The 25593-nt window shown below is 65.7% G+C and carries 22 protein-coding genes; 5 read left to right on the top strand and 17 right to left on the bottom strand.

Annotation, left to right across the window (positions count from 1 at the left end; translation table 11 throughout):
• Positions 1 to 112: 112 nt before the first annotated feature.
• The 10 genes from AC1RBA_RS02700 to AC1RBA_RS02655 form a co-directional block, all read right to left on the bottom strand.
• A complete protein-coding gene (locus AC1RBA_RS02700) occupies positions 113 to 1780 on the bottom strand; it encodes an FAD-dependent oxidoreductase (RefSeq protein WP_492416439.1) in 1668 nt (555 codons plus the stop codon).
• A gap of 21 nt (positions 1781 to 1801) precedes the next feature.
• Positions 1802 to 3145: an MFS transporter gene (locus tag AC1RBA_RS02695; RefSeq protein ID WP_492416437.1), complete on the bottom strand. Its 1344-nt coding sequence runs from the start codon at positions 3143 to 3145 to the stop codon at positions 1802 to 1804.
• 175 nt (positions 3146 to 3320) lie between these two features.
• Positions 3321 to 4139: a helix-turn-helix domain-containing protein gene (locus AC1RBA_RS02690; RefSeq protein WP_492416435.1), complete on the bottom strand. Its 819-nt coding sequence runs from the start codon at positions 4137 to 4139 to the stop codon at positions 3321 to 3323.
• A gap of 18 nt (positions 4140 to 4157) precedes the next feature.
• Positions 4158 to 4667: a peptide-methionine (S)-S-oxide reductase MsrA gene (msrA, locus tag AC1RBA_RS02685; RefSeq protein WP_070218447.1), complete on the bottom strand. Its 510-nt coding sequence runs from the start codon at positions 4665 to 4667 to the stop codon at positions 4158 to 4160.
• Positions 4668 to 4723: 56 nt separating this feature from the next.
• The gene (locus tag AC1RBA_RS02680; RefSeq protein WP_492416434.1) at positions 4724 to 6067 is read right to left on the bottom strand and encodes an MBL fold metallo-hydrolase; all 1344 of its coding nucleotides are present in this window, start codon (positions 6065 to 6067) and stop codon (positions 4724 to 4726) included.
• A gap of 107 nt (positions 6068 to 6174) precedes the next feature.
• Positions 6175 to 7149, bottom strand: coding sequence for a porphobilinogen synthase (gene hemB / locus AC1RBA_RS02675; RefSeq protein WP_492416432.1), 975 nt, complete (start codon positions 7147 to 7149; stop codon positions 6175 to 6177).
• A gap of 112 nt (positions 7150 to 7261) precedes the next feature.
• Positions 7262 to 8158 carry a VirK/YbjX family protein gene (locus AC1RBA_RS02670; RefSeq protein ID WP_492416431.1) on the bottom strand — a complete coding sequence of 299 codons (897 nt, stop codon included), beginning with the start codon at positions 8156 to 8158 and terminating at the stop codon, positions 7262 to 7264.
• Between the two features lie 165 nt (positions 8159 to 8323).
• Entirely contained in the window at positions 8324 to 9676 is a 1353-nt protein-coding gene (locus AC1RBA_RS02665) for a sensor histidine kinase (protein ID WP_492401179.1), read from the bottom strand.
• Positions 9669 to 10355, bottom strand: a complete 687-nt coding sequence (locus tag AC1RBA_RS02660) for a winged helix-turn-helix domain-containing protein (RefSeq protein ID WP_070218452.1) — start codon at positions 10353 to 10355, stop codon at positions 9669 to 9671. The genes AC1RBA_RS02665 and AC1RBA_RS02660 overlap by 8 nt, the downstream gene beginning before the upstream one ends.
• 97 nt (positions 10356 to 10452) lie before the next feature.
• Positions 10453 to 10842, bottom strand: a complete 390-nt coding sequence (locus tag AC1RBA_RS02655; protein ID WP_492416429.1) for a hypothetical protein — start codon at positions 10840 to 10842, stop codon at positions 10453 to 10455.
• A 238-nt stretch (positions 10843 to 11080) separates the two neighbouring features.
• Here AC1RBA_RS02655 and AC1RBA_RS02650 point away from each other — a divergent pair, with 238 nt between their 5' ends.
• From AC1RBA_RS02650 to AC1RBA_RS02635, 4 genes are all read left to right on the top strand, one after another.
• Positions 11081 to 11857 (top strand): DUF481 domain-containing protein, encoded by a 777-nt coding sequence (locus AC1RBA_RS02650; protein ID WP_070218454.1) that lies wholly within the window; start codon positions 11081 to 11083, stop codon positions 11855 to 11857.
• Between the two features lies 1 nt (position 11858).
• Positions 11859 to 13736 carry an esterase/lipase family protein gene (locus AC1RBA_RS02645; RefSeq protein WP_409028602.1) on the top strand — a complete coding sequence of 626 codons (1878 nt, stop codon included), beginning with the start codon at positions 11859 to 11861 and terminating at the stop codon, positions 13734 to 13736.
• A 108-nt stretch (positions 13737 to 13844) separates the two neighbouring features.
• Positions 13845 to 14489, top strand: coding sequence for a hypothetical protein (locus AC1RBA_RS02640; RefSeq protein ID WP_492416426.1), 645 nt, complete (start codon positions 13845 to 13847; stop codon positions 14487 to 14489).
• Positions 14490 to 14629: 140 nt separating this feature from the next.
• Complete coding sequence (locus tag AC1RBA_RS02635) at positions 14630 to 15169, top strand: RES family NAD+ phosphorylase (RefSeq protein ID WP_492416425.1); 540 nt, start codon at positions 14630 to 14632, stop codon at positions 15167 to 15169.
• 11 nt (positions 15170 to 15180) lie between these two features.
• Here the strand turns inward: AC1RBA_RS02635 and AC1RBA_RS02630 are convergent, their stop codons facing one another.
• Both AC1RBA_RS02630 and AC1RBA_RS02625 read right to left on the bottom strand, forming a co-directional pair.
• Complete coding sequence (locus AC1RBA_RS02630) at positions 15181 to 16176, bottom strand: response regulator (protein WP_492416423.1); 996 nt, start codon at positions 16174 to 16176, stop codon at positions 15181 to 15183.
• A 13-nt stretch (positions 16177 to 16189) separates the two neighbouring features.
• Complete coding sequence (locus tag AC1RBA_RS02625) at positions 16190 to 19897, bottom strand: PAS domain S-box protein (RefSeq protein ID WP_492416422.1); 3708 nt, start codon at positions 19895 to 19897, stop codon at positions 16190 to 16192.
• 27 nt (positions 19898 to 19924) lie between these two features.
• Between AC1RBA_RS02625 and AC1RBA_RS02620 the strand changes: the two genes are divergently transcribed.
• Positions 19925 to 20149 (top strand): hypothetical protein, encoded by a 225-nt coding sequence (locus tag AC1RBA_RS02620; RefSeq protein ID WP_492416420.1) that lies wholly within the window; start codon positions 19925 to 19927, stop codon positions 20147 to 20149.
• 105 nt (positions 20150 to 20254) lie between these two features.
• Here the strand turns inward: AC1RBA_RS02620 and AC1RBA_RS02615 are convergent, their stop codons facing one another.
• The 5 genes from AC1RBA_RS02615 to AC1RBA_RS02595 form a co-directional block, all read right to left on the bottom strand.
• Positions 20255 to 20911 (bottom strand): hypothetical protein, encoded by a 657-nt coding sequence (locus AC1RBA_RS02615; protein ID WP_492416418.1) that lies wholly within the window; start codon positions 20909 to 20911, stop codon positions 20255 to 20257.
• Complete coding sequence (locus AC1RBA_RS02610; RefSeq protein ID WP_070291444.1) at positions 20908 to 21276, bottom strand: hypothetical protein; 369 nt, start codon at positions 21274 to 21276, stop codon at positions 20908 to 20910. The genes AC1RBA_RS02615 and AC1RBA_RS02610 overlap by 4 nt, the downstream gene beginning before the upstream one ends.
• 75 nt (positions 21277 to 21351) lie before the next feature.
• Positions 21352 to 23811 carry a TonB-dependent siderophore receptor gene (locus AC1RBA_RS02605; RefSeq protein ID WP_492416416.1) on the bottom strand — a complete coding sequence of 820 codons (2460 nt, stop codon included), beginning with the start codon at positions 23809 to 23811 and terminating at the stop codon, positions 21352 to 21354.
• Between the two features lie 221 nt (positions 23812 to 24032).
• Entirely contained in the window at positions 24033 to 25010 is a 978-nt protein-coding gene (locus tag AC1RBA_RS02600; protein WP_492416414.1) for a FecR domain-containing protein, read from the bottom strand.
• Entirely contained in the window at positions 25007 to 25513 is a 507-nt protein-coding gene (locus AC1RBA_RS02595) for a sigma-70 family RNA polymerase sigma factor (RefSeq protein ID WP_492416412.1), read from the bottom strand. Before AC1RBA_RS02595 ends, AC1RBA_RS02600 begins: the two co-directional genes overlap by 4 nt.
• Positions 25514 to 25593 lie beyond the last annotated feature (80 nt).

Below are 25593 nucleotides of genomic sequence, written 5' to 3'. Positions count from 1 at the left end.
TCCTGATTTACTGTGCTCTTCCTTCGTTAACCCAAAAAGCGGAAGAGTTGGGGGCGGACCCTCAGGGACTCGGCGCCCCCTTCCGACCCCGGAATTTGCCACTGGGTTTGGTTCAAGACAATGCCCGTTTCAAAGCATCCGCCACCTGCCCCACCCTCACCTCGCGCCAGCGCCCCAGCACGTGCCCATCCGGGCGCACGAGATAAAACGTGCCGGGCTGCGCGTCAAACAGCGAGCATACCTGCGCCGTGTGGTCCCAGGCGCCCCCTTGCGCGCCGCTGCGGGCGATCGCCACGGTCGTCAACGGCAAGCTGTCGCCCAGCGCCAGCAGTTCCGCGGGCACGGCGCCATCCTCGCTGAAATACAGGCCCGTGAAATGGCCATCCGCGCGTTTGAGCAAATCGGTAATATACCGCGCTTTTTGGCCGCCGTTGTGCGGCAGCGCCAGCGGGCACTCGGGCAAGACCGTGCCGGGCGCGGGACCGGCCGCGAACACGTCCAGCTCAGGCGCATTCAAGGCCGATTGCGCATACGCGATGGCGCTGGTCTGGCGCGGGTTGATCAGCGAGCGCACGTGCGCATGCTTGCCCGCCAGGCCCAGCACGGCCGTGCGCATCAGCTCGAAGGCGAACGTGGGCGGCGCCATGAATTCCGTGCTTTTCGTGCCGTGACGCAGGTTTTCATGGGCGGCGAACACGCGTTCGTTCGAATAGCTGTCGAGCAAGCTATCCGGCGCCCGGCCCTTGACGACGTAGGCGAGCTTCCAGGCCAGATTGTCCGCATCGTCGATGCCGGAATTGGCCCCACGCACGCCGAAGATGGGCACCAGGTGGGCCGCATCGCCCGCGAACAGCACGGCGCCGTGGCGGTATTTTTCCAGTGTCAGCGCGTTGGCCTTGTAGATGGTGATCCACACGGGATGCCATGGCTGTGTCTCCCCCATCATGGCCAGCAGGCTGTCGACGCGCGGTGCCACGTTTTCCAGCAGCACGGCCGCCTGCGCATCCTCGTCGTCGCGCAGCTGGTAGTCGATGCGCCAGATATCGTCGGGCTGCTTGTGCACCAGCACGGTCGAGCCGGGGTTCGACGGCGGGTCGAAATACGCGAGGCGCTCCGTGGGGCGCTCGCTTTTCAGATGGATATCGACGATGACATAGCGGCCTTCATAGCTGGTGCCCTGCAATTTCAAGCCCAGTGCCTCGCGCACGGCGCTGCGCCCGCCATCGGCCGCCACCAGCCAATCCGCGTCGATGGCGTAGGTGTCATCGGGCGTAGCCAGCGTGACCGTGGCGCCATCGGCGCGCTGCTGCACGCCAGTGACGCGCGTTTGCCAGCGGATATCGATCAGCTCGCTCTGGCGTTCGGCCGCATCGAGCAGGAATTGCTCGATATGGTATTGCGCCAGGTTGACCATCGGCGGCAATTTCTGGTTCGCGTCTTGCGGCATCGTAAATTGCAGCACTTCCTCGTCGCGGTAAAAGCTGCGGCCGCCCGCCCACGGCAAGCCTTTACTGATAAAACCGTCGAGCGCACCGAGGCGGTCGATGATTTCCAGGCTGCGCCGCGAGATGCAGATGGCGCGGCTGCCCGTGCAGACGCCATCGTCCGCCTCGATCAGCACCGAACGCACGCCGTGGCGCGCCAGGCCCAGGGCCGTGGCCAGTCCCACGGGGCCGCCGCCAACGATCAGCACCGGGACACGCTGCGTGCCGGCGCCCGCAGCCTTGCCGGGCGGATACACTTTCGGCACATGGGGATAAGGGTGGAATGTATCGCTCATAATGTTCCCTCTTCAACAATATTATTTGCTGCTGCGCGCGATGGGCAAGGTCAGCACGATGGCAGCACCGGCCACCAGCAGCACGCTCGCATACAGCAAGCCCGTGGCAAAGCTGTGCGTGAAATCCTTCAGCCAGCCCACGACGACGGGATTCAGGGCCGAGCCGATATTGCCCGTGGCATTGATGACGGCGATGCCGATGGCGCGCGCGCCCAGGCTCAGGGCCCGGTCCGGCGTGGTCCAGAAGACGGACATGGCCGTGTAGGCGCCCGTCGAGGCCATGCACACGCCCAGCAGTTGCACCAAAGGGTTGCCAGAATAGGCGGTCAACAGCCAACCAAAGGCCGACAGCAGCATGGGCCAGACGATATGCCAGCGGCGCTCCTGCAAGCGGTCCGAGCGGCGGCCCCAGACGATCATGCCGATCACGGTGCACACTTGCGGTATCGCCGCCAGCAGCCCGATCTGGGTGTTGCTGGCGCCGCTATTGAAACTTTTCACGATCAGCGGCGTCCACACGGCCACCATGGCCAGGGTATTCACCAGGCAAAAGTAGGCGATGCCGAATTTCAGCACGGTGGGCGACAGCATTTCCGCCAGCACGGAGACTTTTTGCCGGGGCGCATCAGGCTTGTGCTCGGCCGCCAGCATGCGGGCCAGCACCTGCTGTTCCAGCTTGCACAGCCAGTTTGCCTTGTTGGGCGCGTCGTCGAGGTAGCCGTAGACGGCCAGGCCCAGCAGCACGGAAGGCATGCCTTCGAGCAAGAACAGCCATTGCCAGCCTTTCAAGCCCCAGTGACCGTCCAGCCCCAGGATCAGGCCCGACAGGGCCGAACCGATGGCGGCCGTGACGGGCATGGCGATCATGAACAGGGCATTGGCCCGTGCCCGGTAGGCGCTGGGAAACCAGTACGTAAGGTAGAGCAGCATGCCGGGCAGAAAGCCCGCCTCCGTCACACCCACTAAAAAGCGCAGCGCATACAAGCTGGCCGGGCCGCTGGCGAACAGGGTTGCCGTCGAGGCCAGGCCCCAGGCGATCATCATGCTGCCGATCCATTTACGCGCGCCGATGCGTGCCAGCACGATGTTGCTGGGAATGCTGCAAGCGATGTAGGCGATGTAGAACAGCGTGGTGGCAAAGCCGAACTGGGTGCCGGACAGGCCCAGGTCTTGCATCATGGTCAGGCCGGCAAAGCCGATGTTGATGCGGTCAAGAAAGGAAAACACGAACAACAGGAATAAAAATCCCAGCAGATGGCGCGATACCTTGCGCATCACCTGCTGTTCCAGTTGCACGCTGGCCGCGTCGAGGGCGGGCGCCGGGGTGGCGGCGATGGCGGGGGTGGCCCCTTGGGCGATGGTCATGCTTGTCTCCATAAGGTGTCGCCCTCCCCTTGTTGATTTTATTGGGTGAGGGCGGCCGGGTGATCCCGGCTTGCAACACAGTATGCAGACGCGCACCGCGAACCCTGTCCCCATTTTGGGGACATTTCGCGGCGAACACCGTCAAAAAGGCGGAGCCGTCCCTACGTCCAAGGGACTAGACAGGTGCTGGCGCCATGCACAGCGCAAACAACTGGCGCTGGCTGGAAATGCCCAGGCGTTTATACGCGCGCTTCTGGTAGGTGATGACGCTTGATGGCTGCACGCCCATGGTCTCGGCGATTTCCACGGCCGTGAAGCCTTCGAGCACGCAGCGCAGCACGTCCAGTTCGCGCTTGCTCAAGGCGGGACAATGCTGGCGCAGCCTTGCCAGCATCATGGGCGCGACACCCTGCGCGGGCTGGCCGTTCAAGCTGTAGTGGTGCCTGGCCGCATGGGCGAACAGCGGTGACAGGGTTTCGATGGCGGCGATTTCGCCAGGCTGGAACTGGCCCTGGCTGCTGTCGCGGTAAAAATTGACGGATAACCAGATATCGCCGGCCGGCTGCACCAGCAGGGACAGCCGGTCCGAGACATTCGGTTTTTGATAGCAGGTGGCGCGGTAGCCGGGATGGTCGATCTCGTCGCTCGCTTGCTGGTGCAGCACGATGGCGGGATCGATTTTCCGCCCGGGCGCGGGCGCGATCACGCGCTGGTTGCCGTCGAGCGCATAGTAATGGCGCGCGTAGCTGTCCGCGATATCCTGCAGGAAACGTCCGCCGCGCCGGTCGGCCACGGCCACCGTGCGGGGCCGGTTGCCGAATTCATAGGCAAAGATCGTGCACTGGGAAATGGGCGCGGCCGTGCTGACCGTCTTCAGGATGGCCCCGGCGACGGCATTCACGTCGGCATGGCCGATGGCGGCCACCAGATCGAGGGCGCGCCCCAGATCCAGCTGCCCTTCCGCCTGCCGCCGCTCCACCTGCCAATAGCGCATGGCCGTCTCCCGTGACGCTTATTGTTGACGCTGCGGCAAGACCCAGTCCGGCCGGATGTAATGGCAGGTGTAGCCGTGCGGCAAGCGCTGCAGATAATCCTGGTGCTCCGGTTCCGCTTCCCAGAACGGGCCGGCCGGCGCCACTTCCGTCACCACCTTGCCGGGCCACAGGCCCGAGGCGTCGACGTCGCGGATGGTGTCTTCGGCCACGCGCTTTTGCTCATCGTTCGTGTAAAAGATGGCCGAACGGTAGCTGGTGCCGCGGTCGTTGCCCTGGCGGTCCGGCGTGCTGGGATCGTGGATCTGGAAGAAGAATTCCAGGATCTTGCGGTAGCTGATGGTGCTCGGGTCGAAGATGATCTCGATCGCTTCCGCATGCGTGCCGTGGTTGCGGTAGGTGGCGTTGGCGACGTCGCCGCCGCTGTAGCCCACGCGCGTGGCGATCACGCCCGGATAGCGGCGCAGCAAATCTTGCACGCCCCAGAAGCAGCCGCCGGCCAGGATCGCGGTTTCGTTGTCTTGTGCCATGGTGTCTTTCCCGTTCTAGTCAGAAGCAGCTATCTTACTCTGTCGCGCGACTTTCTTCAGCGGGCCAGCAAGCGCTTGAGCTGCGCCGCCTGGTAGGCACCGATGGCGTCATTGAACAGGCAGCGGATCAGCGGGTCGTCGACGATGTCGGCCTCCGCCAGTGCGGCCCACGCCCCGGCATCGAACGGGCCATCGTTGATGCGCATGTACATCGACGTCAGCGATTCGCCCAGCACCAGCGCCGCATGGCATTTCACCAGCGGCACCTCGGTGGTCCAGCCGGGCGCCTCGCCGGTGTCGGGCACGAGGTCGATCAAGTCGCCGTGCGTGCGGTAATGCAGGACCGTGGCCGCGCCGTCATGGCCGTACAGGGCCAAGCGCCACAGGCGCGGTTGCTGGAAGTAGCTGTCCTCGGGCAGTTCCATGTCGCGATAGCGCTCGAGCAAGCCACCCTGGCAGAAATCGAGCACCAGCGCTGCGTCGGCATCGCTCAAGGGCGCGAAACGGCGGGCGATATCCGCCGTGGCGGGCGGCGTTGCGTCGGGACGGTAGTCGAAATCCACGTCTTGCGGACCCACTGGAATCACCCAGGGCAAGGGTTCGGCGCTGCTCACTCCGTGCGCATCGAGCAGCACGGACGTCGACGGGTCGAGGCGGAAGATGTGCGCCTCGGGCAGCGCGGCGCCGATTTCATCGGCAAAGCGGCGGTAGGTAACGGGGAACATCGCGTGGTTGTACCAGGACCAGTCTTCCTGCACGAACTGGCAGGAGCTGGGCACGAGGTAACGGGGCGCCAGCGCGCGCAGCTGTGGCACCCAGTCGTCGGGAAGCTCGACCGGGCCTCGCGCTGCCAGCGACGGCGCGATGACGGCGATCTCGCGCATGGTCTGGAACGGCCACAAGACCATGTCCCAGGGCGCGAACGCGGCCAGCTGCGCCAGCGTCTCGGGGCCGATCCACGAGTCCACGACGTTCAATACGTTCAAACCCGCCGCGCGCAACTGGAACAGCGAGTCGACATCGTCGTCCAGCGCCCGGCGCGGGATCACCTCGATGGCGCCCACGCGCACGGGCACGTCGACGTGCAGCCGCTCGACGGCGGTAAAACCCAGCGCGCGGATCATCGCGAACAGTTCGTCGAAGACGCAGTACAGATAGATGGGCGTGGCGCGGTCGAGCACGTCGAGGCTGTCGAGCGAGCAGTGGTCGTCATGGAAGTGCGAAATGAAGACGGCATCCCAGCGCAGCCGGCGCACGGCGTCGAGGTCGAAGCGCACGGACGGAAACGCGTGGCAGTTGCGGCTGAACGGGTTTTCAACGATGGGATCGAAGGCGATGGCCGTGCCTTCGCATTCGAAGACATAGCCGGCGTGCAGGATGCGGGAGATTTTCAGGGGCATGGGCGTGAGGAATGCAGAGAGAACCCCTGCAGCGTAAATGCTGGGGTCAGACCCGCCGGGTCTGACCCCGGAATTTGCTTTCGGGGTGAGAAAAACGCCGGGAATGCTCAATACGGATTATTCAGCACATCCATCGCAAAATACGTAAAGATCATGTCCGCGCCCGCGCGCTTGATGGCGCCCAGGGTTTCCTGCACCACGCGGCGCTCGTCGATGGCGCACGCCTGGGCGGCGAACTTGATCATCGCGTATTCGCCGCTGACCTGGTAGGCGCCAATCGGCAGGCGCGTCACTTCGCGCAGGTCGCGGATGATGTCCAGGTAGGCGCCCGCAGGTTTCACCATCAGCGCGTCCGCGCCTTCGGCTTCGTCGATCAGGGACTCGCGCACCGCTTCGCGGCGGTTCATCGGGTCCATCTGGTAGGTCTTGCGGTCGCCCTTCAGGGTACTGCCGGCCGCGTCGCGGAACGGGCCGTACAGGCCCGAGGCGAACTTGGTCGAATACGCCATCACGGGCGTGTCGTGGAAGCCGGCCGCATCGAGCGCGCTGCGGATGGCCGCCACCTGGCCATCCATGGCGGCCGACGGGGCGATGATGTCGGCGCCCGCCTGGGCCGCGATGACGGCCTGCTTGCCCAGGTTCAGCACCGTGCTGTCATTGTCGACCGTGTCGCCATGCAGGATGCCGCAATGGCCGTGGTCCGTGTATTCGCAGAAGCAGGTGTCGGACATGACGACCATTTCCGGCACGGCGTCCTTGATGATGCGCGACATGCGCGCCACCAGGCCGTCCGGGTTCAGGGTGTCCGTGCCGTGGCTGTCCTTGTGGTGCGAAATGCCGAAGGTCATGACGGAGCGCAGGCCGGCGCGCGCGTAGCGCTCGATTTCCTGCGCCAGCTTCGCTTCGGGAATGCGGCGCACGCCGGGCATGGACTTGATGTCGATGAAATCGCTGCTGCCTTCGTCGACGAAGATCGGCAGGACCAGGTCGCGCGGATTGATCTCGGTTTCGCGGAACAGCTCGCGCAGTTGCGGGGTCGCGCGCAGGCGGCGCATGCGCGAAGTGGGGAATTGTGCTGGCATGGGGTGACTGGCTTCAGGTTAACAACGCCAGCAAGTATACGCCGATCGCGCCGCTTGCGCCGGGCCGCCCGGCAAAAAAGCCGCGCAGGTCAAAAAATGCCGCCCTGCGCCGTCATTGCGGCTGCAACAGGGCCGCCACTTGCCAGCGCATGTCCGCCGCCAGCTGCACCAGCATGGCGCCGCGGCGGCGCGCATCGGCGCGTTTTTTCGACGGCACCAGTTCCAGGTCGGGCATCCGGCAAGGGCCGCATGGCAGCCTGTAATTGCCGTCGCCGGCAGGCAGCGCATGCAGCTCACGCCACGCCAGGTCGTAGTCGCACGAGATGTGGCGGCGCCGGCGCCAGTTCAGCGCGATGCGGTTGGCGTTGCTGACCAGATCCAGGTGGCCGCAGCCGAAAAAATCGCCCAGGTCACGCAAGGCGGCCACCATCAGGTTCTTCGGCCGGCAGCCGTGCAGCGCCCGCGTCGCTTCCTTCACCGCCTGCGCGCCCGCCCGCGAGCGCAGTCCCTGCAAGGCGCCCAGCTGGATGACGGCGCCGCCGGGCTGGGGACGGAACAGGAAACTGGCCAGGTATAGCGACACGCCGTCGCGCGTCAGGCGCAGGCACAGGTCGCCCTCGCGGTGGCTGTCATGGATGGCCGTCAGCTGCAGGCGGTAGGTGGCGCCATCCTTGCCCTCGATGGCGGCCAGCACCAGCGCGCGGCGCGCCGCGTATTCCACCAGCGGCCGCGCGCCCGCCTGCCACAGGAAGCGGTAATGCCCGCGCAGCAGGTCCACCCTCGCCGCGCAGCCAAACTGGCGGCTGGCGTAGGGACGGTAAATCTTGTACAGCAGGCTGGGATGGGCGTGCGCCAGCGCCGCCAGGCCAGGCGTGCCTGCGACAAAGGCTAGCCAGCGCGCGCGCTGCAGGGGAAAGACGATGGCGCCCAGCGCGGCTTTGAGGCGGTGGCCATGCTGGCGCAATGCGGGCAGCGCGGCGCGCTCCTCGATGATGGCAAAAGTATGCATGCGTATGCTTCTACAACAGGTCTCGGCAAACAGAACGCGGCGGGGCCGCGGCAGCCCGAAACAGGCGGCAGCACGCATGCAGCCGCTCTACGCCGGGTAGAGCGGATGATAGGTGGGAGCTAAAACAATGGGGGTTACAAGTTGGTAATGTGCTGCCTGCCTACGCTAGCGCAGCAGGTGCAAACGCAGCCGCAAGCCCGGCGCCGCATCCTCGATTTCCAGACTGCCCCCATGCAGGGCCGCGATGGCCGCCACGATGGACAGGCCCAGGCCATTGCCGGGCAAATGGCGGCTCTTGTCGAGGCGGTAGAAGCGCTGCGTCAGCTTCGGCAGTTCTTCCGTTGGCACGCCGGGGCCGTTGTCGCGCACGGCCAGCCAGCTGCCCTGCGCATCGCTGCCGGCCGACACTTCCACCGTGGCGCCCTGCCCCGCATATTTGATGGCGTTGTCGACCAGGCTGGCCAGCGCGCTGCCCAGCAGGTTGCGGTCGCCGCGCGCCGGCACGGCCTCGCCATACATCTGCACCAGCAGCACGCCCTGCTCGTCGGCCGTCGCTTCATACATTTCCACGATGTCGGCGCCGATCTGGTGCAGGTCGATGTCGTCGAAATTCTCGGGACGCATGCCCGATTCGGCCGCCGCGATCTGCAGCAGCTTGTCGAACACGCGCGTCAGATCGTCGATGTCGTCGATGGCCGCCTGCGCGGCGCTCTCGTAGCCGGCCACGCCCTGCTGCTGGCGCAAGGCGCCATCGAGCTTGTTGCGGATGCGTCCCAGCGGCGTGCGCAAGTCGTGCGCGATGGCGTTCGACACGTGGCGCACGCCTTCCATCAGGTGTTCGATGCGGTCGAGCATGCGGTTGATGTCGCGGCTCAGCAAGCCGAATTCATCCTCGCTGGAGACGGGAATGCGCCTGCTCAGGTCGCCCGCCTCGATCTCGCCCGCCGTGCGGCGGATCTGCCCGATGCGCGCCTCGAGCTGGCGGCGGAACAGCCAGGCGCCCGCCACCACCAGCACGATGGCCACCCCGCCGCCATAGGCCAGCGAGCGCAGCACCAGCGTGCGGATCGACTTGCCCTCCTCCATGTCGCGTCCGACGAACAGGCGCGCGCCGCCCGTCAGGTCGCGGATCAGCATGCGCGCGGGCACCCGGCGCCCTTCGCGCGTGACGTCGCGGTGCAGCAGGCGGCCCACGGGGCTGCCCAGGTCGGGCCAGGACGACAGATTGCCTGCCACGCGGCGGCCATCGGCATCGACCAGCAAAAAGATCTCCGTGTCGCTGTCGGTGCGGTCGGTCAGCAGATGGGCGATTTCCGCCGTCGTGCGGCTGCTGCCGCCCTGCTCGTACAGCGCGGCGAGGCGCTCCGAGAGCAGGGTCAGCTTGCGGTCCACGCTGCGATCGAGCACGCCGATGGTGCCGAAATAGAACACGGCGCAGACGATGCTGATCGACACGACCACCAGCACGCCATAGCCGAGCGCCAGCCGGGCCGCGATCGAGCGGTGCAAGTTACGCACTGTCGAGCACGCCCAAGGTGTAGCCGACGCCGCGCACCGTGTGGATCAGCGGCGGAGAAAACTCCTTGTCCACCTTGGTGCGCAAACGGCTCACCTGCACGTCGATGACGTTGGTCTGCGGGTCGAAATGGTAGTCCCACACGGCTTCGAGCAGCATGGCGCGCGTGACGGACTGCCCCTGGTGGCGCATCAGGTATTCCAGCAGGCGAAATTCGCGCGGCTGCAGGGCGATTTGCCGGTTGGCGCGCGTCACGCGCATGGTACGCATGTCGAGCACCAGGTCGGCCACCTGCAGCTGCGTCGATTCGGGCACGGGCGCGGCGCGGCGCAGCAGCGCCTCGATGCGCGCCAGCAGTTCGGCGATGGCGAACGGTTTCGACAGGTAATCGTCGCCGCCGCTGCGCAGGCCGCGCACGCGTTCGTCGACGCTCGACAGGGCCGACAGCACCAGCACGGGCGTGTTGCGGCCCATGCCGCGCAGGCGCGCGACGATGGCCAGGCCGTCGATCTCGCCGGGCAGCAGGCGGTCGAGCACCAGCGCATCCCAGTCCTCGCCGCAGGCCAGGCGCATGCCGTCGATGCCATTGTCGCAGGCGGTGACGTCGTGGCCCGCCTCGCGCAGGCCGGCACAAATGTAACGGGAAGTTTCGGCTTCGTCTTCGATGACCAGGCAGCGCACGGGGGATTCCTTGTAAGATCAGGCAGCAAATACGCGCAGCATACGCCAGGCGCGCGCCACTTGCCAGCCCCGGCGTGCGCCGCCAGGCGGCGGCCGGCTAGTTACATTTGCCGCGCAGCTTGGCGATCGCCACGAAGGGCAAGGCATACACGCCACCGATGCCGATCGGGCCGATGCTGGTGGGCTGGCGCTTCAAGCCGTCGGCGTGCAGGCAGTCGGGCACCTTCGCCTCGGCGAAGGCGGCGGAGAACTGCTCGTATTTCCGGTCGGCGCGTATCGTCACCTGCTGCATGGCCGGCTGCGGAAGTGCGTCGCGCGCCTGCGCCTCTTCCGCCAGTACGGCGCGCACGGCGTCGCGTATCATCGATTGCGTCAGTGGCGGTGCCGCTCCCGCTCCCGCTCCCGGCGTCGTATCCAGCGCCTGGGCCCCGGCCTGCACCGCCGCGCACAGCCAGACCGCGGTGACAAGCTTGCAAGCTATTTTCATCGTCATCATCCACACATGCCAGGTTTGCAATATTTCCATCAATATAGCAGCATTCGTGCGCGCCGGGGCGTGCGGCGAACGTTGACGGGGTCGGGTACAATACAGCCTCGACAATGTTTGGCCGCGCCCGCGCGCGCATGTTTTATCGGCGCTTCCCGGCTTGCCGCGGCCAGCATCGCCACCACTGCCACTAACGAACATCAGGCGCGCCTGGCGCGCGCCACAGACCACTACAGCCATGAAATCGACCCACTCTCTCGCACTGGCGCTGGCCATGGCCATCACTTGCGGCAACGCCGCCGCAGCAGACACCAAACAAAGCATGCTGTTCGATGAAATCCCCATCGGCAGCTGGAGCACTTCCGCCGAACTGGGCGCCATCACCACCTCAGGCAACACGGTGGGCACCTCCGTCACGGGCAAGATCGACGCGCGCCAGGAACTCGACGACTGGAGCAACCAGTACATCTTCAGCGGCTACTTCAAGGAAGACGAAACGACGAACGACGAAGGACAAAAGATCCGCGAACGCTCGGCCGAACGCTTTTCCGCCTCCGCCAAGGCCGCCTACAAGCTGATGGCCGACCATGAAAAACTGTTCGTGCTGGCCTCGCACGTGAACGACAAGTTCGGCGCCTACACCAAGTACTCGACCCTGGCCGTCGGTCACGGCTCGCGCTGGTACCAGTCCAGCGACAAGAGCGTCGACGTGGAATTCGGTCCTGGCTATTTCAGCGGCACCAATGACGCGGGCGAATCGGAACACGGCCTGACGGTGCGCGGCGCGGCCGCCATGAAGTGGAAGATCAGCCAGTCGGCCATGTTTACGCAGACGGTCAGCGTGGAACGGGGCACCTCGAACACCCACTCGATCGCCGAAACGGCCCTCAGCACGAAGATCAACGGCACCATGCAGATGAAGGCCGCCTTCAGCGCCCGCAACGATACGCGCGTACCGGACGACAAGAAGAACACGGATACGCAAACCTCGCTGACCCTGGTCTACTCGTTCTGAGATGCCGGCCACGCTGATGCGGCGCTTGCGCCTGGGCGCCCTGCTCTGTGCCGCGGCGCTGCTGAGCGGCTGCGCCGCCGTCACCGTCAGCGCCATTTCGCCGGCCGACTACCTGCAGCAGCGGCGCGGCGACATCCTCACCACGGGCAAACTCAGCGCCTCGGCCAGCGAAGTGCTGCGCATCATCGGCAGCGACATCGCCGCCTGCGAAGCCAATACGGGCAGCTGTCGCGCCGACCTGGCCCGCTCCGAGCTGCTCAGCGACGAACAGCGCCTGGCAACCCTCTCCGAATTATGGCTGGAAAGCGCCCTGGCCGAAGAAAAACAGGGCGGCCACCCCAGCGCCGAGCTGCTGGCCGCGTGGCTGGAATCGGCCCGCTACGCCTACGCCTACCTGTTCTACACGACGCGCACGCCGGGCCAGCGCGCCTTCGAGGAACGCCAGACGCAGATCCGCGACTACTATAACTATGCCGTGCAAAAGGCCGTCGGCAACCTGTTCCGCCACCGCGGCGAATACCGCCCGGACGGCCATGTGATCCGCGTCGCCGGCTGGCAGATCGACAGCGAACTGTCTGCCCTGCGGCTGCCCGCAGACGGCACCCTGCCGGAAGAACTGCTGCCGGCCACCTCGCTGACGTTTTCCGGCCTGCGCAATGTATACCGGCGCGACGGCTTCGGCGCCGACCTGGTGGCCGTCATGCCCAAGCCCGCGCAAGCGGGCAACGCACCGTTTCAGGAAACCCGCTTCCCCGTCGTCACGGCGCTGATCCGCTTCGACGGCAACAGCCTGCAGGAAGTCCTGGCCACGCAGCAGCTGCTGGTGATGCTGGTCGACCCGACGCGCAGCGAATCGACGCGCATGGCAGGCCAGGAACTGCCCGTGGCAGCCAACTTCACGGCCGGCTATGGCCTGTGGCTGGCCCGCTCCGGCTTCGGCGTGCAGGCGCTGCGCACCCTGTTCGGCCGCGCCGACGGCATTTCGCGCCCGCAGGTGCACCTGATGCAGCCCTACGACCCGAACAAGCGCACCATCGTCATGCTGCACGGCCTGGCCAGCAGCCCGGAAGCGTGGATCAACGTGGCGAATGAACTGATGGGCGACGAACAGCTGCGCCGCCGCTACCAGATCTGGCAAGTGTACTATCCGAGCAATGCGCCGCTGGCGGCCAATAACGCCGCCATCCGCAAGGCGCTGACCGCGACGCTGGCCCAGTTCGACCCGGCTGGCAAGGCGGATGCCGCGAACGAGATGGTCTTGATCGGCCACAGCATGGGCGGCGTGCTGGCGCGCCTGATGGTGTCCGACGCCAGCAACACCCTGCTCGACGCCATCACGGAAGAATACAATTTGAAGGGCAAGAAGGCGGAAAAAATGCGCGCCGGACTGGCGCCCTACCTCAATTTCACGGCCATGCCGCAGGTCAACCGCGCCATCTTCATCGCCGCGCCGCACCGCGGCACCTCGTTCGCCAACCACAAGGTGGCGCGCTGGATCGCCAATCTCGTCACCTTGCCCATCACCATGCTCGACCAGCTGTCCGACGCGGCCGGCAGCCTGGCGCAGCTCGACACGGGCAGCAGCGAGCCGCTGCGCATCCCCAACAGCATCGATAACCTCAGCGACAAGGACCCGTTCGTGCGCCTGGTGGCGGACCTGCCCATCAGCCCGAAAGTGCGCTACTACTCCATCATGGGCAACGACACGCCGGACCTGCCGCTGGCCGAATCGAGCGATGGCGTGGTGCCCTACGCCAGCGCCCACCTCGACGGCGCGCTGTCGGAAAAAGTCATCCCCTCGTGGCACAGCGTGCAGGAAAGCCCGCAGGCGATTCTGGAGATACGGCGGATCTTGCGGCTGCCGGACAGCTTGCCCTGATATACAGCGCTGCCTGATGCAGAAAAGATGCGCTTTTCGCTTGATAAAGTTGCGAAACATGATAATCTTGTGTGTAAGACGCCTGGCGCATATACCCGAGGAGCGAACATGACAGCGCATCTGCATCACGACACTCTGGCGCCCGCGCGCCGGGAATGGACCGACAACGACCTGCGGGTAGTGGAACAATTCTCGCAATTGGTGAGCGCACAGCTCGACCTATTGGCGCAAGGTCCCGAGCGCGAGCGCCTGATCGACCTGGCCACGCGCGCGCTCGATGCGGCGCGCGCCTCTCTGCGCGCCACCCCGCCATCGATACCGCTGCAACTTCCCGTGTCAAAACTCAAGGTGTCCGATGTCATTGGGCAAGGATGGGTGGAACTGTCGCAAGCGTCGCTGTATCGCGCCGTGGAAAGCCAGCGGTTTTATTGCGTGACACCCAAGGGGCGCAGTATCGGCAAGGAGTTTCCGGCGTGGCAATTTGTCCAGCCCGTGCCGGAACTGATCGCGCCCGTGCTCGCCATTCTCGCCGGCCAGCCCGGCAGTGACATTCATGCCTTCTGGGTCAGCAGCGCAGACGAACTCAACGAACTGTCGCCGGCAGAGCTGCTTGCAGGCAAATCGTTCGAAACGCGGGCCGAAGTGCATCCCAGTCAGCAGGCGCTGCTGGATCTGCCAGCCAGCGAGAGATTGCGCAAGGTGCTGGCGGCGGCGAAGTGGCCGCATAGGGGCATGGCCGATATCGTAGGCTAGCCCCGCATGACGTGTGAACTAACGCCCATCCCGCCAGAAATGATCACGCGCCTGCCGGCGCTGGCATTGCTGCGCGCTGAATTATTGAGTCATATCATCACCCATCCAGCAGGCCAGGCCGTGGTGCGCGCGGCGTGGAAATGGCATCGATCTGGCCATTGAAAGTCCAGCGCACCTACCGCTTCGGCCCACCCGCCGAACTGGCAGATGCGGCCGGCTTCCCCTATCACTGGGCGTATCTTGCGGACGATGCCTATACGGCGGCCTGGGAAGCCCAGCTTTGCCGTAACGACGTGACGCGTCCGGGCACCTTTTATATCGCGCATGGTGCGGAACTGGCCCTGATCGCCACACTGTCGTTCAGCGCCCCGCTGCAATTGCTTGATCTGACCGGGCTGGCCGCCAGCCGGCTGGGTATCTACGATCAATTGCGCAGTCCCGACCACGGCTGGTGCCAATGGCTGGGCTGGCAGCTGGATCAGATCATTGCGCAGGAGGCAGGCGCGATTCATGGTTTCGTGTATCCATCGCGGCGACAACCCGGCAAACTTGCCTATGCAATATCCTCTCGCCACATGGCAGCCTTGGGCACAAGCATGACATGCGCCCATGTGCAATTCGGCAGCACTGAAGCACATGCGCGCCTGCTGGACGACCGCCTGCGCGTGGATCCGCCCTGAGCAGATGCTCCCTACGCCGGCTCGCGCCACTTGTCCTTGATCTCCAGCATGGCCGGCAGCTGCTCGATGAACAGCGCCAGCAGCGCGGGATCGAAATGCGTGCCGCTGTCGCGCTGCATGGTGGCGATCGCGTCCGGCACCGTCCAGGCGCGCTTGTACGGGCGCTCGCTGGTGAGCGCGTCGAAGACGTCGGCGATGGCGACGATGCGGCCTTCATGCGGGATTTCTTCGCCTTTGAGGCCTTGCGGATAGCCACTGCCATCCCATTTCTCGTGGTGCGTCAGGGCGATGGTGCGCGCCATTTTCAGCAGTCCGCCCGCGTGCTCGCCGATGATGGCCGCGCCGATTTCCGCGTGGCGGCGCATGACTTTCCATTCTTCCGCATCGAGCTTGCCCGGCTTTTGCAGGATGGCGTCGGGGATGCCGATCTTGCCCACGTCGTGCATCGGTGCCGCATTCAATAAATCTTCCGCCCTGGCCGCGCTGTAGCCGGCCGCCAGTGCCAGCTGGCGCGCGTAATAGCTCATGCGGATGACGTGCATGCCCGTCTCGTTATCCTTGTATTCGGCCGCCTGGCCCAGGGTCTGGATCACCTGCAGGCGCGAGCGGCGCAATTCCTCGGCGTCCACCAGCGACAAGTGCGTGCGCACGCGGGCGCGCACGATGGGCGGGCTGACGGGCTTGGTGATGTAGTCGACGGCGCCCGCGTCGAAGCCGTCCGCCTCGTCCTTCACGTCGCACAGGGCGGTGACGAAAATGACGGGAATCGCGGCAGTGACCGGCATGGCTTTCAGCTGGCGGCACACTTCATAGCCCGTCATGGCCGGCATCATGATGTCGAGCAGGATCAGTTCGACGGGGTTGTTCTGCGCCAGTTCCAGCGCCTTCTCGCCATCCTTGGCGTACAGCAGGCGGTAATCGTCCTGCAGGATCTGGCGCAGCACCTGCAGATTCGTCGCTTCGTCGTCAACGAGCAGCAGGATCGGTTTGTCTTCGTGTAAGGTCATCGTCAGTCCAGTATCAGGAAAGGTCGGCAGGCGCAGGAGCCTCGAGCCACGCCAGCAGCTGGCGCAGCACGCCCACGGCGCGCGCAAATTCAAAGTCGTCGATGGCGCTGGCCAGCGCCTGCAGGCGCTGCTGCTGGCCATGCGGCGCCAGGATGGCGGCGATCTGCGCCATCAGGGCGTCGTCGAGCTGCCCGCCCTCCAGGCTGGCGATGGCTTGCCGCAGCAAGACGCCTGCAGCTGGCGCATCGAGGGGCGCGCCGGCGGGCGTCGCGCCCATGGCCACGGCCGGCATATTTACCTCTTCCAGTTCGCCGGCCAGCGCCATGAAGGCGGCGGCCAGCTGCACCAGCAATTCGGTGGCCGGCAGCTGGCGCGCGATCGCTTGTTCGATGCGTCCCAGCAGGCTTTCGACCTGCACCAGGCACAAATTGCCCGCCGCGCCCTTGATACGGTGCAGCAGGTGGCCGGCCACGCTGCCGCCGCCGCGTTCCAGTTCCGCCGCCAGCATGGCGGCGCAGTCGCCATTGGCCTGCACGAAGCGGCCGATCGCCCGCTGCAAGGCTTCGCGGCCGCCCCACAGGGCGATGCCGCGCTGCCAGTCGACCTGGCCGGCGGCCACGCGCGCCGCCGCGCCGGCGGCCGGCGGCGGCATGGCCACGGCGATATCGAGCAGGCGCGCGATTTCCGCCGTCAGCTTGTGCATTTCCAGCGGCTTCGAGGCAAAGCCGTTCATGCCCGCCGTCTGCGCGGCGCGGCGGTCCTGTTCCAGCACGCTGGCCGTCAGGGCGATGATGGGCGTCGCCTTCAGGCCCTGCTCGCGCTCGTACACGCGGATCAGGCGCGTCGCTTCCAGGCCATCCATGCGCGGCATCTGCACGTCCATCAGGACGATGTCGAAGCTGCCCTTGCTGAACTCGCGCACGGCGCTCTCGCCATCGCTGGCGGCGATCACCTGGTGGCCCGCCGCGCCCAGGCTGATCAAGAGCAGCTCCACGTTCTGCGGCACGTCGTCTGCCGCCAGGATGCGCAGCGGCGGCAAGGCCGCCACGGGCTGCTCGCTGCGGCGCGCCACGGCCTTGCCCGGCGCCAGCGGCAGCAGCACGTGGAACACGCTGCCCACGCCCAGGGTGCTTTCCACCGTGATGGTGCCACCCATCAGCTCGACCAGCTGCAGCGAAATCGTCGTGCCCAGGCCCGTGCCGCCAAAGCGGCGGCTCATCGAGGAATCGGCTTGCGTGAATGGGGCGAATATCTTGTCCAGGCGGTCGGCCGGAATGCCGATGCCCGTGTCGTGCACGGCGATATGCACTTGCTCGCCCTGCATGCCGACGGCCACGCGCACATGGCCTACTTCCGTGAACTTGACGGCGTTGCCGATCAGATTCGTCAGCACCTGCTGCACCCGGCGCGCGTCGCCGAGGAAGAACTGGCCCATGCCGGGATCGACGTCGACATGCAGCACCAGGTCGCGCGCGTGCGCCGTGACGCGCAGGGAGGCGGCCACGTGGTCGACCAGGTCGGGCAGCGAGAAGTCCACCAGTTCCAGCTCGGTGGCGCCCTTTTCCAGCTTGGCCGTGTCGAGGATGTCGTTGAGCAGTTCGAGCAGCGAACGGGCCGACTGGCGCACGGTGCCCAGGTGGCGGCGCTGCAGGCTGTCCAGGGCCGTCCCCAGCAGCACTTCCGTAAAGCCGATGATGGCGTTCATCGGCGTGCGGATTTCATGGCTCATGTTGGCCAGGAAGCTGGTCTTCGATTCGGCGGCCAGCTCTGCGCGGTCTTTCGCCGCGCGCAGGTTTTCCTGCATGGCGCGCCGCTCGCTCACGTCGGTGGCCAGCTTGACCACCTTGAACGGCTTGCCGTCCGTGTTGAAGATCGGATTGTACGAAGCCTGTATCCACACTTCGCGGCCATCCTTGCCGATGCGCTTGTACTCGCCCGTATTGAATTCGCCGCCCGCCAGGTGCTGCCAGAACGCGATGTAGTCGGGCGAGGTCACGTGGGCGGGTTCGCAGAAGATGCTGTGGTGCAGGCCCAGCACGTCGTCGAGCTGGTAGCCGACCAGGTCGAGGAAGTTCTGATTGGCCGCCAGGATGCGCCCCTGCAGGTCGAATTCCGCCACGGCCGTCGCGCGCGAGATGGCTGTCACCTTGCCTTCGTATTCGGCGTTGCGCAATTCGCTTTCCGTGATGTCGAGGATGACGCCGTCGATCCAGCGCACCACGCCGTCGTTGTCGAGCACGGGGCCGCTGCTTTCGCGCACCCAGCGCTCGCGCCCGTCGCGGTGGATCAGGCGGTAGACGTTCTCGAAGTCGCGCTGTTCGCCGGCCGCCTGCACACAGGTGTCGTTGACGCGCTGGCGGTCGTCCGGATGCACGAGGTCGAACAGCCTGACCCGCCCTTCGATGAAGTCCTGCGGCGTCCAGCCCGTCAGGTTGAAGACGGCGTCGCTGATGAAAATCATCTTCCATTCGGGCGCGAAGCTGCAGTGGAAGGACACGCCGGGAATATTGCGGATCAGGGTACGGTACTGGCGCTCGCTGTCCTTGAGCGCCTGCTCCATGCTGCGCGACGAGCGCATGTCCGTGACAAACGCCACGAACAGGGGCTGGCCCGGCGTATCGATCTTGCCGATCGCCACGCGCATGGGCAGCACGGTGCCGTCCTTGTGGCAGCCATCGAGTTCGCGTCCGCTGTCGAGGATGCGCGAAGCGCCCGTTTCCAGATAGTCGCGCAGATAGCCCTCGTATTCGGCCGCGTCGGCCGGTTGCAGCAGCACGCTGGCGTCGCGCCCGACGATCTCCGCTTCGCGCCAGCCGAACAGGCTTTCCGCGGCGGGATTGAAGGAGCGCACCTTGCCCTGGCCATCGATGGTAATGAGGCCATCGGCCGCCGTGTCGACGATGGCGCGCAGGCGCGATTCGCTGGCGCTGGCGTGGCGCAGCAGCTGGCGGTAGCGCAGCAAGCCATTCGCGGCGGCCACAAAAACGGTCAGCGTGACGGTAATCAGGGCCACGGCCAGGGCGACGAACGAGGCTTGCACCGTAATCGTGTTCTCGCCTGCCGTGGGCGTGCCCGAAAAGCGCGCCGCCAGCATGCCCGTGTAGTGCATGCCAGAAATGGCCAGGCCCATCACCACGCTGCTGACCAGCAAGGATGTCAGCGGACTGAGGCGCTGGCGCATGGCGTTCAGGCCGAAGCGCACCCACAGCGCCAGCATGGCCATGGTGACGGCCACCAGCAGCGAGAGCACAAACAGCCAGGGTTCGTAGCGCAGGGCCAGCGACGTCTGCATGGCGGCCATGCCGCTGTAATGCATGGAGCCGATCCCAGCTCCGACGAGCACGCCGCCGACCACCAATTGCCGCCAGTTGATGCTCGGACGCGCCAGCAGGTGCAGCGCCACCCACGAAGCGGCCATGCCTGGAAGCATCGACAGCAGGGTCAGGCCGGGCGCGAAGGACACGCGCGTGCAGATATCAAAGGCCAGCATGCCGATGAAGTGCATCGACCAGATGCCGCCGCCGAGCGCGATGGCGCCCGTGATGATGGCCGTCTGGCGCTGGAAGCCGCGCTCGCTGCTGCGCGCCATGCCGGCGATCTGCAGGGCCATGAACGAGGCAAAAATGGCGATGCCGATAGAAAACAACACCAGCCAGGCATTGTGCGTGCCATAGATGTACGGCAAGGTATCGTTCGATACGGCAAAGATGGAACTCAGCATACTGTCGTGAACCGAATAGAGTGAAACGTGACGTCGCAAAACATGACGGCGCACCGCGCGCCGGCGCCGGGCTTTTTAGCAAAGCGGCAACACAGCGAAAATGACAACGGCAGCAGTCGATCAGGGCAAGGCTCGGTCATCACGCCCGCGCCTGCCGCGCGGGGGAAAGGTGCTTTTTACAGAGGGAAAAAGCGGAATGCGTACGAACTCTGGCGCGGATATCTGGCCGCCAGCGTGACGATGATTTCTTAAAGAATGATGAGTATAGTTGCTTTGCGAACATATTCATAGGACTTCAGCAATATAGTTGCCAAAAGAAAAATATTCCGCAGCCCTGATGCGACAATTCCCGGCCGCTCAGCCTGGCGGCCACTGCGCGCGTATCGCGGCAGATTCCTGATAGGTGGGACCGGCCCGCACGGCGACAGGAATACCGGCCAGTTTGCAACGGCGGCTCAACTCGTCCTTGATCTGCCGCAAGGACCAGCGCTTCGGCACGGGCAGATCCATGCCAATCACGCGAATCAGCGGGCAGTCGTCGAGGGTCGTGTGCAGCAACAGCTCCAGGCGCGCCATCGGTGGCCCGCCCCGGTAGACGGTTACCGCGCCCGCGTAGGCGACCACCTCGAGCGCGCGTATCTGCCGCAGTTCCAGCTGCAGCGTCTTCTCATGACCGGGCAAACGCCGCGCCAACCGGCGCAGCAACAGGCCGGCGTCGTTGATTTCGACATCAAAGGACAGATTGCGATCCGGCAGCAGGACCAGGCAGACGGTCCAGGCGGCCAGCGCCGGCAGAAGCAGCAGCACCGCATCGCCCGCGTATGGCACGTCGCGCCAGACGGCTTGCAGGACAAAGGCGAGTATCAGGGCGCAGCCGCCCAGCAGCACGCTGCGCCACAGCACGGGACGCAGATTGGCCATCATCGCTGCCTGGGAACCTGCATCGTCGGCCGGCGCAAAGCGTATCCATTCGGCGGGTGCCCCTTTGAGCTTGCGAGACGGCGCTGCGCTCAAGCGGTCGGCGCCAGCATGCCGCGGAACCACGCCAGCTGTTCGCGCGTCAGGTAGTTGGCACCATCGCCGTGCAGGATGACGATCTCGATCTCGGGAGGAATCGACGCGATCAGTTGCGCGCCCGTGACGGGAATCTTGGGAAAATTGATGCCGGCCAGGAAGGCCGGGTCTTCCGCCACCGTCACGCACTGGCGCTCGGGATTCGGCGACGGCACGAGGAACAGGTCGATCTGCTCGCTTTGCCCGCCGATCACGACGTGCAATTGCGCGGCCAGCAGTTCGGGCAGGATCAGCTCGATGTTATTCTCGGCGCGCGATTGCTGGAAAGCGCTTTTCAGGGGCGTGAGGACAGGCGTGGCGGACATGGGAACCGTGTAAAAGTGAAGACGGCGGCAGTGTAGCAGAGGCGCCCGGCCGGGCGCGCTCCGCTGGCGTCACCCCTACAGCTTGTAATTCAGGGACAGCAGCACGCTGCGCGGCGCGCCGTAGCGTTCCAGCCCGCCCGACCACGCATAGCCGAGGCCCTGGTAGTAGCGGCGGTCCAGCACGTTGTCGACGCTGACGCGCAGCTGCACCTGCTCGCTCAGGCGGTAGCCGGCCGTCAAGCCGACGATGGCGTAGCCGCCCTGTTGCGTCAGGTAGCCCGTGTCGCGGCGGTAGATCTTGTCCTGCGCGTACACGGAGCCGCCCAGATTCCAGCGCGCCAGGCTGCCGCGCAGCTGCACAGTCGTGTACAGCTTGAACAATTGCTTCGGCTCATCCGTGGCGATGCGCTGGCCGATGTTCGCCGCCACGCTGTCTTTCGTGTATTTGGCCAGCACATAGGTGTAGCCGCCGGCGATCTGCCAGCCCGGCAAAGGCGAGCCCGAGAGTTGCAGATCGACGCCTTCGCTCTGCACCTGCCCCGCCGCGCGGGCGCAATAGATGGCGCCGCCCGTGGGGCAATTGACTTCATCGGCCATCGCGCGGTTATTCTGCTTGATGCGGAACAGGGCGCCGCCGGCATTGAGGCGGCCGCCGAAGTACTCGCCCTTGACGCCCACTTCCAGGTTGGTGCCGCTCAACGGCGGCAAAGTATTGCCGCGCACGTCCAACGAGCTTTGCGGCTCGAAGATCTGCGTGCCGCTCGCATACACGGAGTGATGCTGGTCCAGGTCGTAGACGAGGCCCGCATACGGCGTAAACTTCGCGTTTTCCGTCAGGCCGCGCCGCCACGTGGGGTTGCTGGCATACCAGCCCGTCACGTCCTGCGCATACCAGCCGAAGCGCCCGCCCAGCACCAGGCGCAGCGGATCGGCCAGGCTGAAGTTGCCGGCCGCATAAATTCCCTTCTCATCCGTCTTGCGGCCCCAGTTGTACGGCTCGAACGGCGCGCCGTTCATGCGATAGGCATGGGGATTCCACTGGCGGATGTCGATCACGCGCGTCCCGGCGCCCTCCCAGCTCTGGCCCGCATCCGAATCGTCGTGGCGGTAGCTGGCGCCCACGATGAGGTCGTGCTGGCGGCCGAACCAGGTGACGGGGCCGCTCAGGCGCCAGTCAGCCACCACCTGTTCCGTGTTGTACTTCCAGCCCGTTTCCGACTGGCTGAGGCGATAGATCTCGCCATCGATGCGGCTGTTGGTGGTGTTGCGCGTGCTGGACGAGGCATCGATGCGCGTGATGGCAAAGCGGCTGCGCCAGCCCTTCTCCAGCCTGGTTTCCAGGTCGGCGAAGACGACGTTGTTGTCGCGTTTCTGGAACGAGTCGGCATTGTTCAGGAAGGTCGAGCGCGGCAAGTCCATGTGGCGGCCGTCGGCAAACGTCGGCAAGCCGACAAACACGCCATCGGTGCGGCTGTGCTGGCGCGAAAAGCCGATGCCGGCCGTGGTGGACGGCGTCAGGTCCGCTTCGACGATCGCATACACGGTGCCATTGGTGTTGTTGACCACATCGACGAAACTGTCGCTGTCGCGCCAGCTGGCCGCCACCCTCCCGCGCACGCTGCCCGAGGCGTTCAAGGCATTGCCGGCGTCCACCGTCAATTGCCGGTCCTTCCAGCTGCCAAGGTGAGCGGACGCGTTCAGCAGGGGCGTGGCCGTGGGGCGCTTGCGTATCATGTTGATGCTGCCCGACGGCGCGCCCGCCCCTTCCATCAAACCCGTGGCGCCGCGCACCACTTCCACCCGGTCGTACATCAGCATGTCGGCCGAGACGTTGCGTTCATTGAAACCCGTGACATCGAGCGGCAAGCCATCGACGTTGACGTGGCTCAAGGCAAAACCGCGCGCAAAATACGTGGTTTCCTGGTCGGACACGCCCTGCGTCTTGCCATAGATGCCAGGCGTGGCGCGCGCGACGTCCTGCAAGGTGGTCAAATCGAAATCTTCCATTTGCTGGCGCGAAATCACGCTGACCGTTTGCGGCGTGTGCCGTTGCGACAGGTTCAGGCCCGTGGCCGTCGACATCGCGCGCGCCGTATATAAACCCGTGCCTTCCGTGGCGCGGTCCGCCTCGGCGCTGACGACCACGGCCGGCATGCTGGCCAGGCCGCCATCGGCCGTGCTGGTATTGATCTTGCGCAACAGGTAATTGCCGCTGCCGCCGTCCACCACGTCCAGGCCGCTGCCTTGCAGCAACGTTTGCAAGCCGGCCGCGACGCCATAACGGCCCTGCAAGCCCGGCGTCACCAGGCCGTCGAGCGCCACGCCCTGCGTGGACAGGTTCACGCCGGCGGCGATGGCAAACGAGGCCAGCGCATCGCGCAGGCTGCCGGCGGGAATGCTGTAGTCGCGTGTGCTGGCTGCCTGGCTGGCCTCGGCCGCCAGCGCCATGTGCGGCAAAGTGGCGCCGGCGCCGCCCACGGCGAGAAACAAGACCAGCGCGGCGCGTACGGCGCCGGTGGTGGGATGGAGCGTCATGCGTGCTGCTGTCAAAGTGCGGTGCTGCAAAGCCATGTAAACCCTTTCGATGGTTCGGATTGTTCGTTCTCTACCTTGTATGACGAAGCAATCTGCAAAAAGGGACAGGCAAGAAGTAAATTGGAGCACGTCGGCTTACGCCCTGCGGGCTAAGCCGACCTACCATACCCGACAGGCGTAGGTCGGCTTAGCGTGGCAAGGCCACGCGTAAGCCGACAAGCTCAAGCCGCCTCGACACTGATCCAGTAGCGCGTGCGGCGCGCCAGCCGGATCGGCAAGGCGCGCTGCAGCAAGAGCAGGATGTTCTCCGGGTCGTGCAACTGGAAGATGCCGTCCACGGGCATGGCAGCGAGCGCCGGATCGCAGCGCAGCACGCCATAGCGATAGCGGGCCACCTGTTCGAGCACCTCGCCCAGCGGCATGCGCTCGGCGATCAGCACGCCCCGCAGCCAGGCGTCCGCATGCGGCGCCAGCGGCGTCAAGGCAGAAACGGCCGCGTCGTCGAAACTGCCCTGCCGGCCCGCATCGACCCTGCGCAAGGCGTCGGTAGCTTCCCTTGGCCGGATCTCGACGGCGCCCTCGCTGACGCTCACCTGCGTACGCGGTGCCAGCACGCTGCCGCCCTGGCGCACGCTGAAGTGCGTACCGAGCGAGCGCACGACGCCATTGCTGCTGCGCACGAGGAACGGGCGCGCCGGCACGGCCCCGTCGTGCGCCGTAGCGACGTGGATTTCCCCGACATGCAAAACCACCAGCCGCGCCGCGCCGTCAAAGCGCACGTCGATGGCCGTGTCCGTATTGAGTACCAGTTGCGTGCCATCGGGTAATGTCATGTGGCGGATTTCGCCCCTGGCCGTGCGGATGGCCGCGCGCCACGCCTGCCACGGCGCCGACTGGCTGGCCAGCCACAGCGCCGGTCCGCCAGCGATCAGCCCGGCCAGGCCATAGAGCACGGCACGCCGCTGCGGCGACTGCGGCGCCCCGTCCGTCGCCTGGCGCAGCACCGCCGGCACGCTGGCCAGGGTGCCGCACACGAGCTCGGCCCGTTTCCACGCCGCTTCGTGCGCGGGATCGCTGGTGCGCCAGGCCTGGAAGGCTTGCTGTTCGTCAACGTTCAAAGGCCCCCCGTGCAAGCGCACCAGCCATTGCGCCGCCGCGCGGGCGGCGCGTGGGTCGATGGCAGCCGTGCTGGCGTTCACAGGATCAAGAGGATGCAGCGCTCGAACGCCTGCACCATGTAGCGCTTGATGCTGCGCTCGCTCACGCCCAGGCGCCGGGCGATTTCTCCATACGCGAGGCCATCGACATGCGCCAGCAGGAAGGCGTCGCGCACCAGCGGCGGCAAACCATCGAGCATGGCATCGATGCGCTGCAAGGCTTCCAATACCAGCAAACGCTCTTCCGGCGACTGCATCAGCAATTCAGGCTGCTGCGCCAGGGTTTCCAGCCACGCCTGCTCCAGCGACAGGCGCCGGTAATGGTCGATCAGCAGGCGCTGCGCCACGGTGGTGAGATAGGCGCGCGGTTCGCGCAGGCTGTGCCGGCTCTCGGGCGGCGCCGTCAGCAGGCGCACGAAGGTATCGTGCGCCAGGTCGGCCGCATGGTCGGCGCACTGCAGCTTGGCGCGCAGCCAGCGCATCAGCCAGCCGTGGTGGCTGCTGTAGATGCCTGCTATCGACTCGCTGGACTGCGCAATGTTCACTCGGGACTCCAATGCGCGCAAGGCAAGGCGCGACTAATTGATAATAATTCTCATTATCACAAATCCTGGCCTCCGGCGTC

The organism is Janthinobacterium sp. GW823-FHT03B06 (assembly GCF_058796955.1).
Note: the sequence above shows the minus strand (reverse complement) of the source record. Positions and strands in the feature narration are given on the sequence as shown.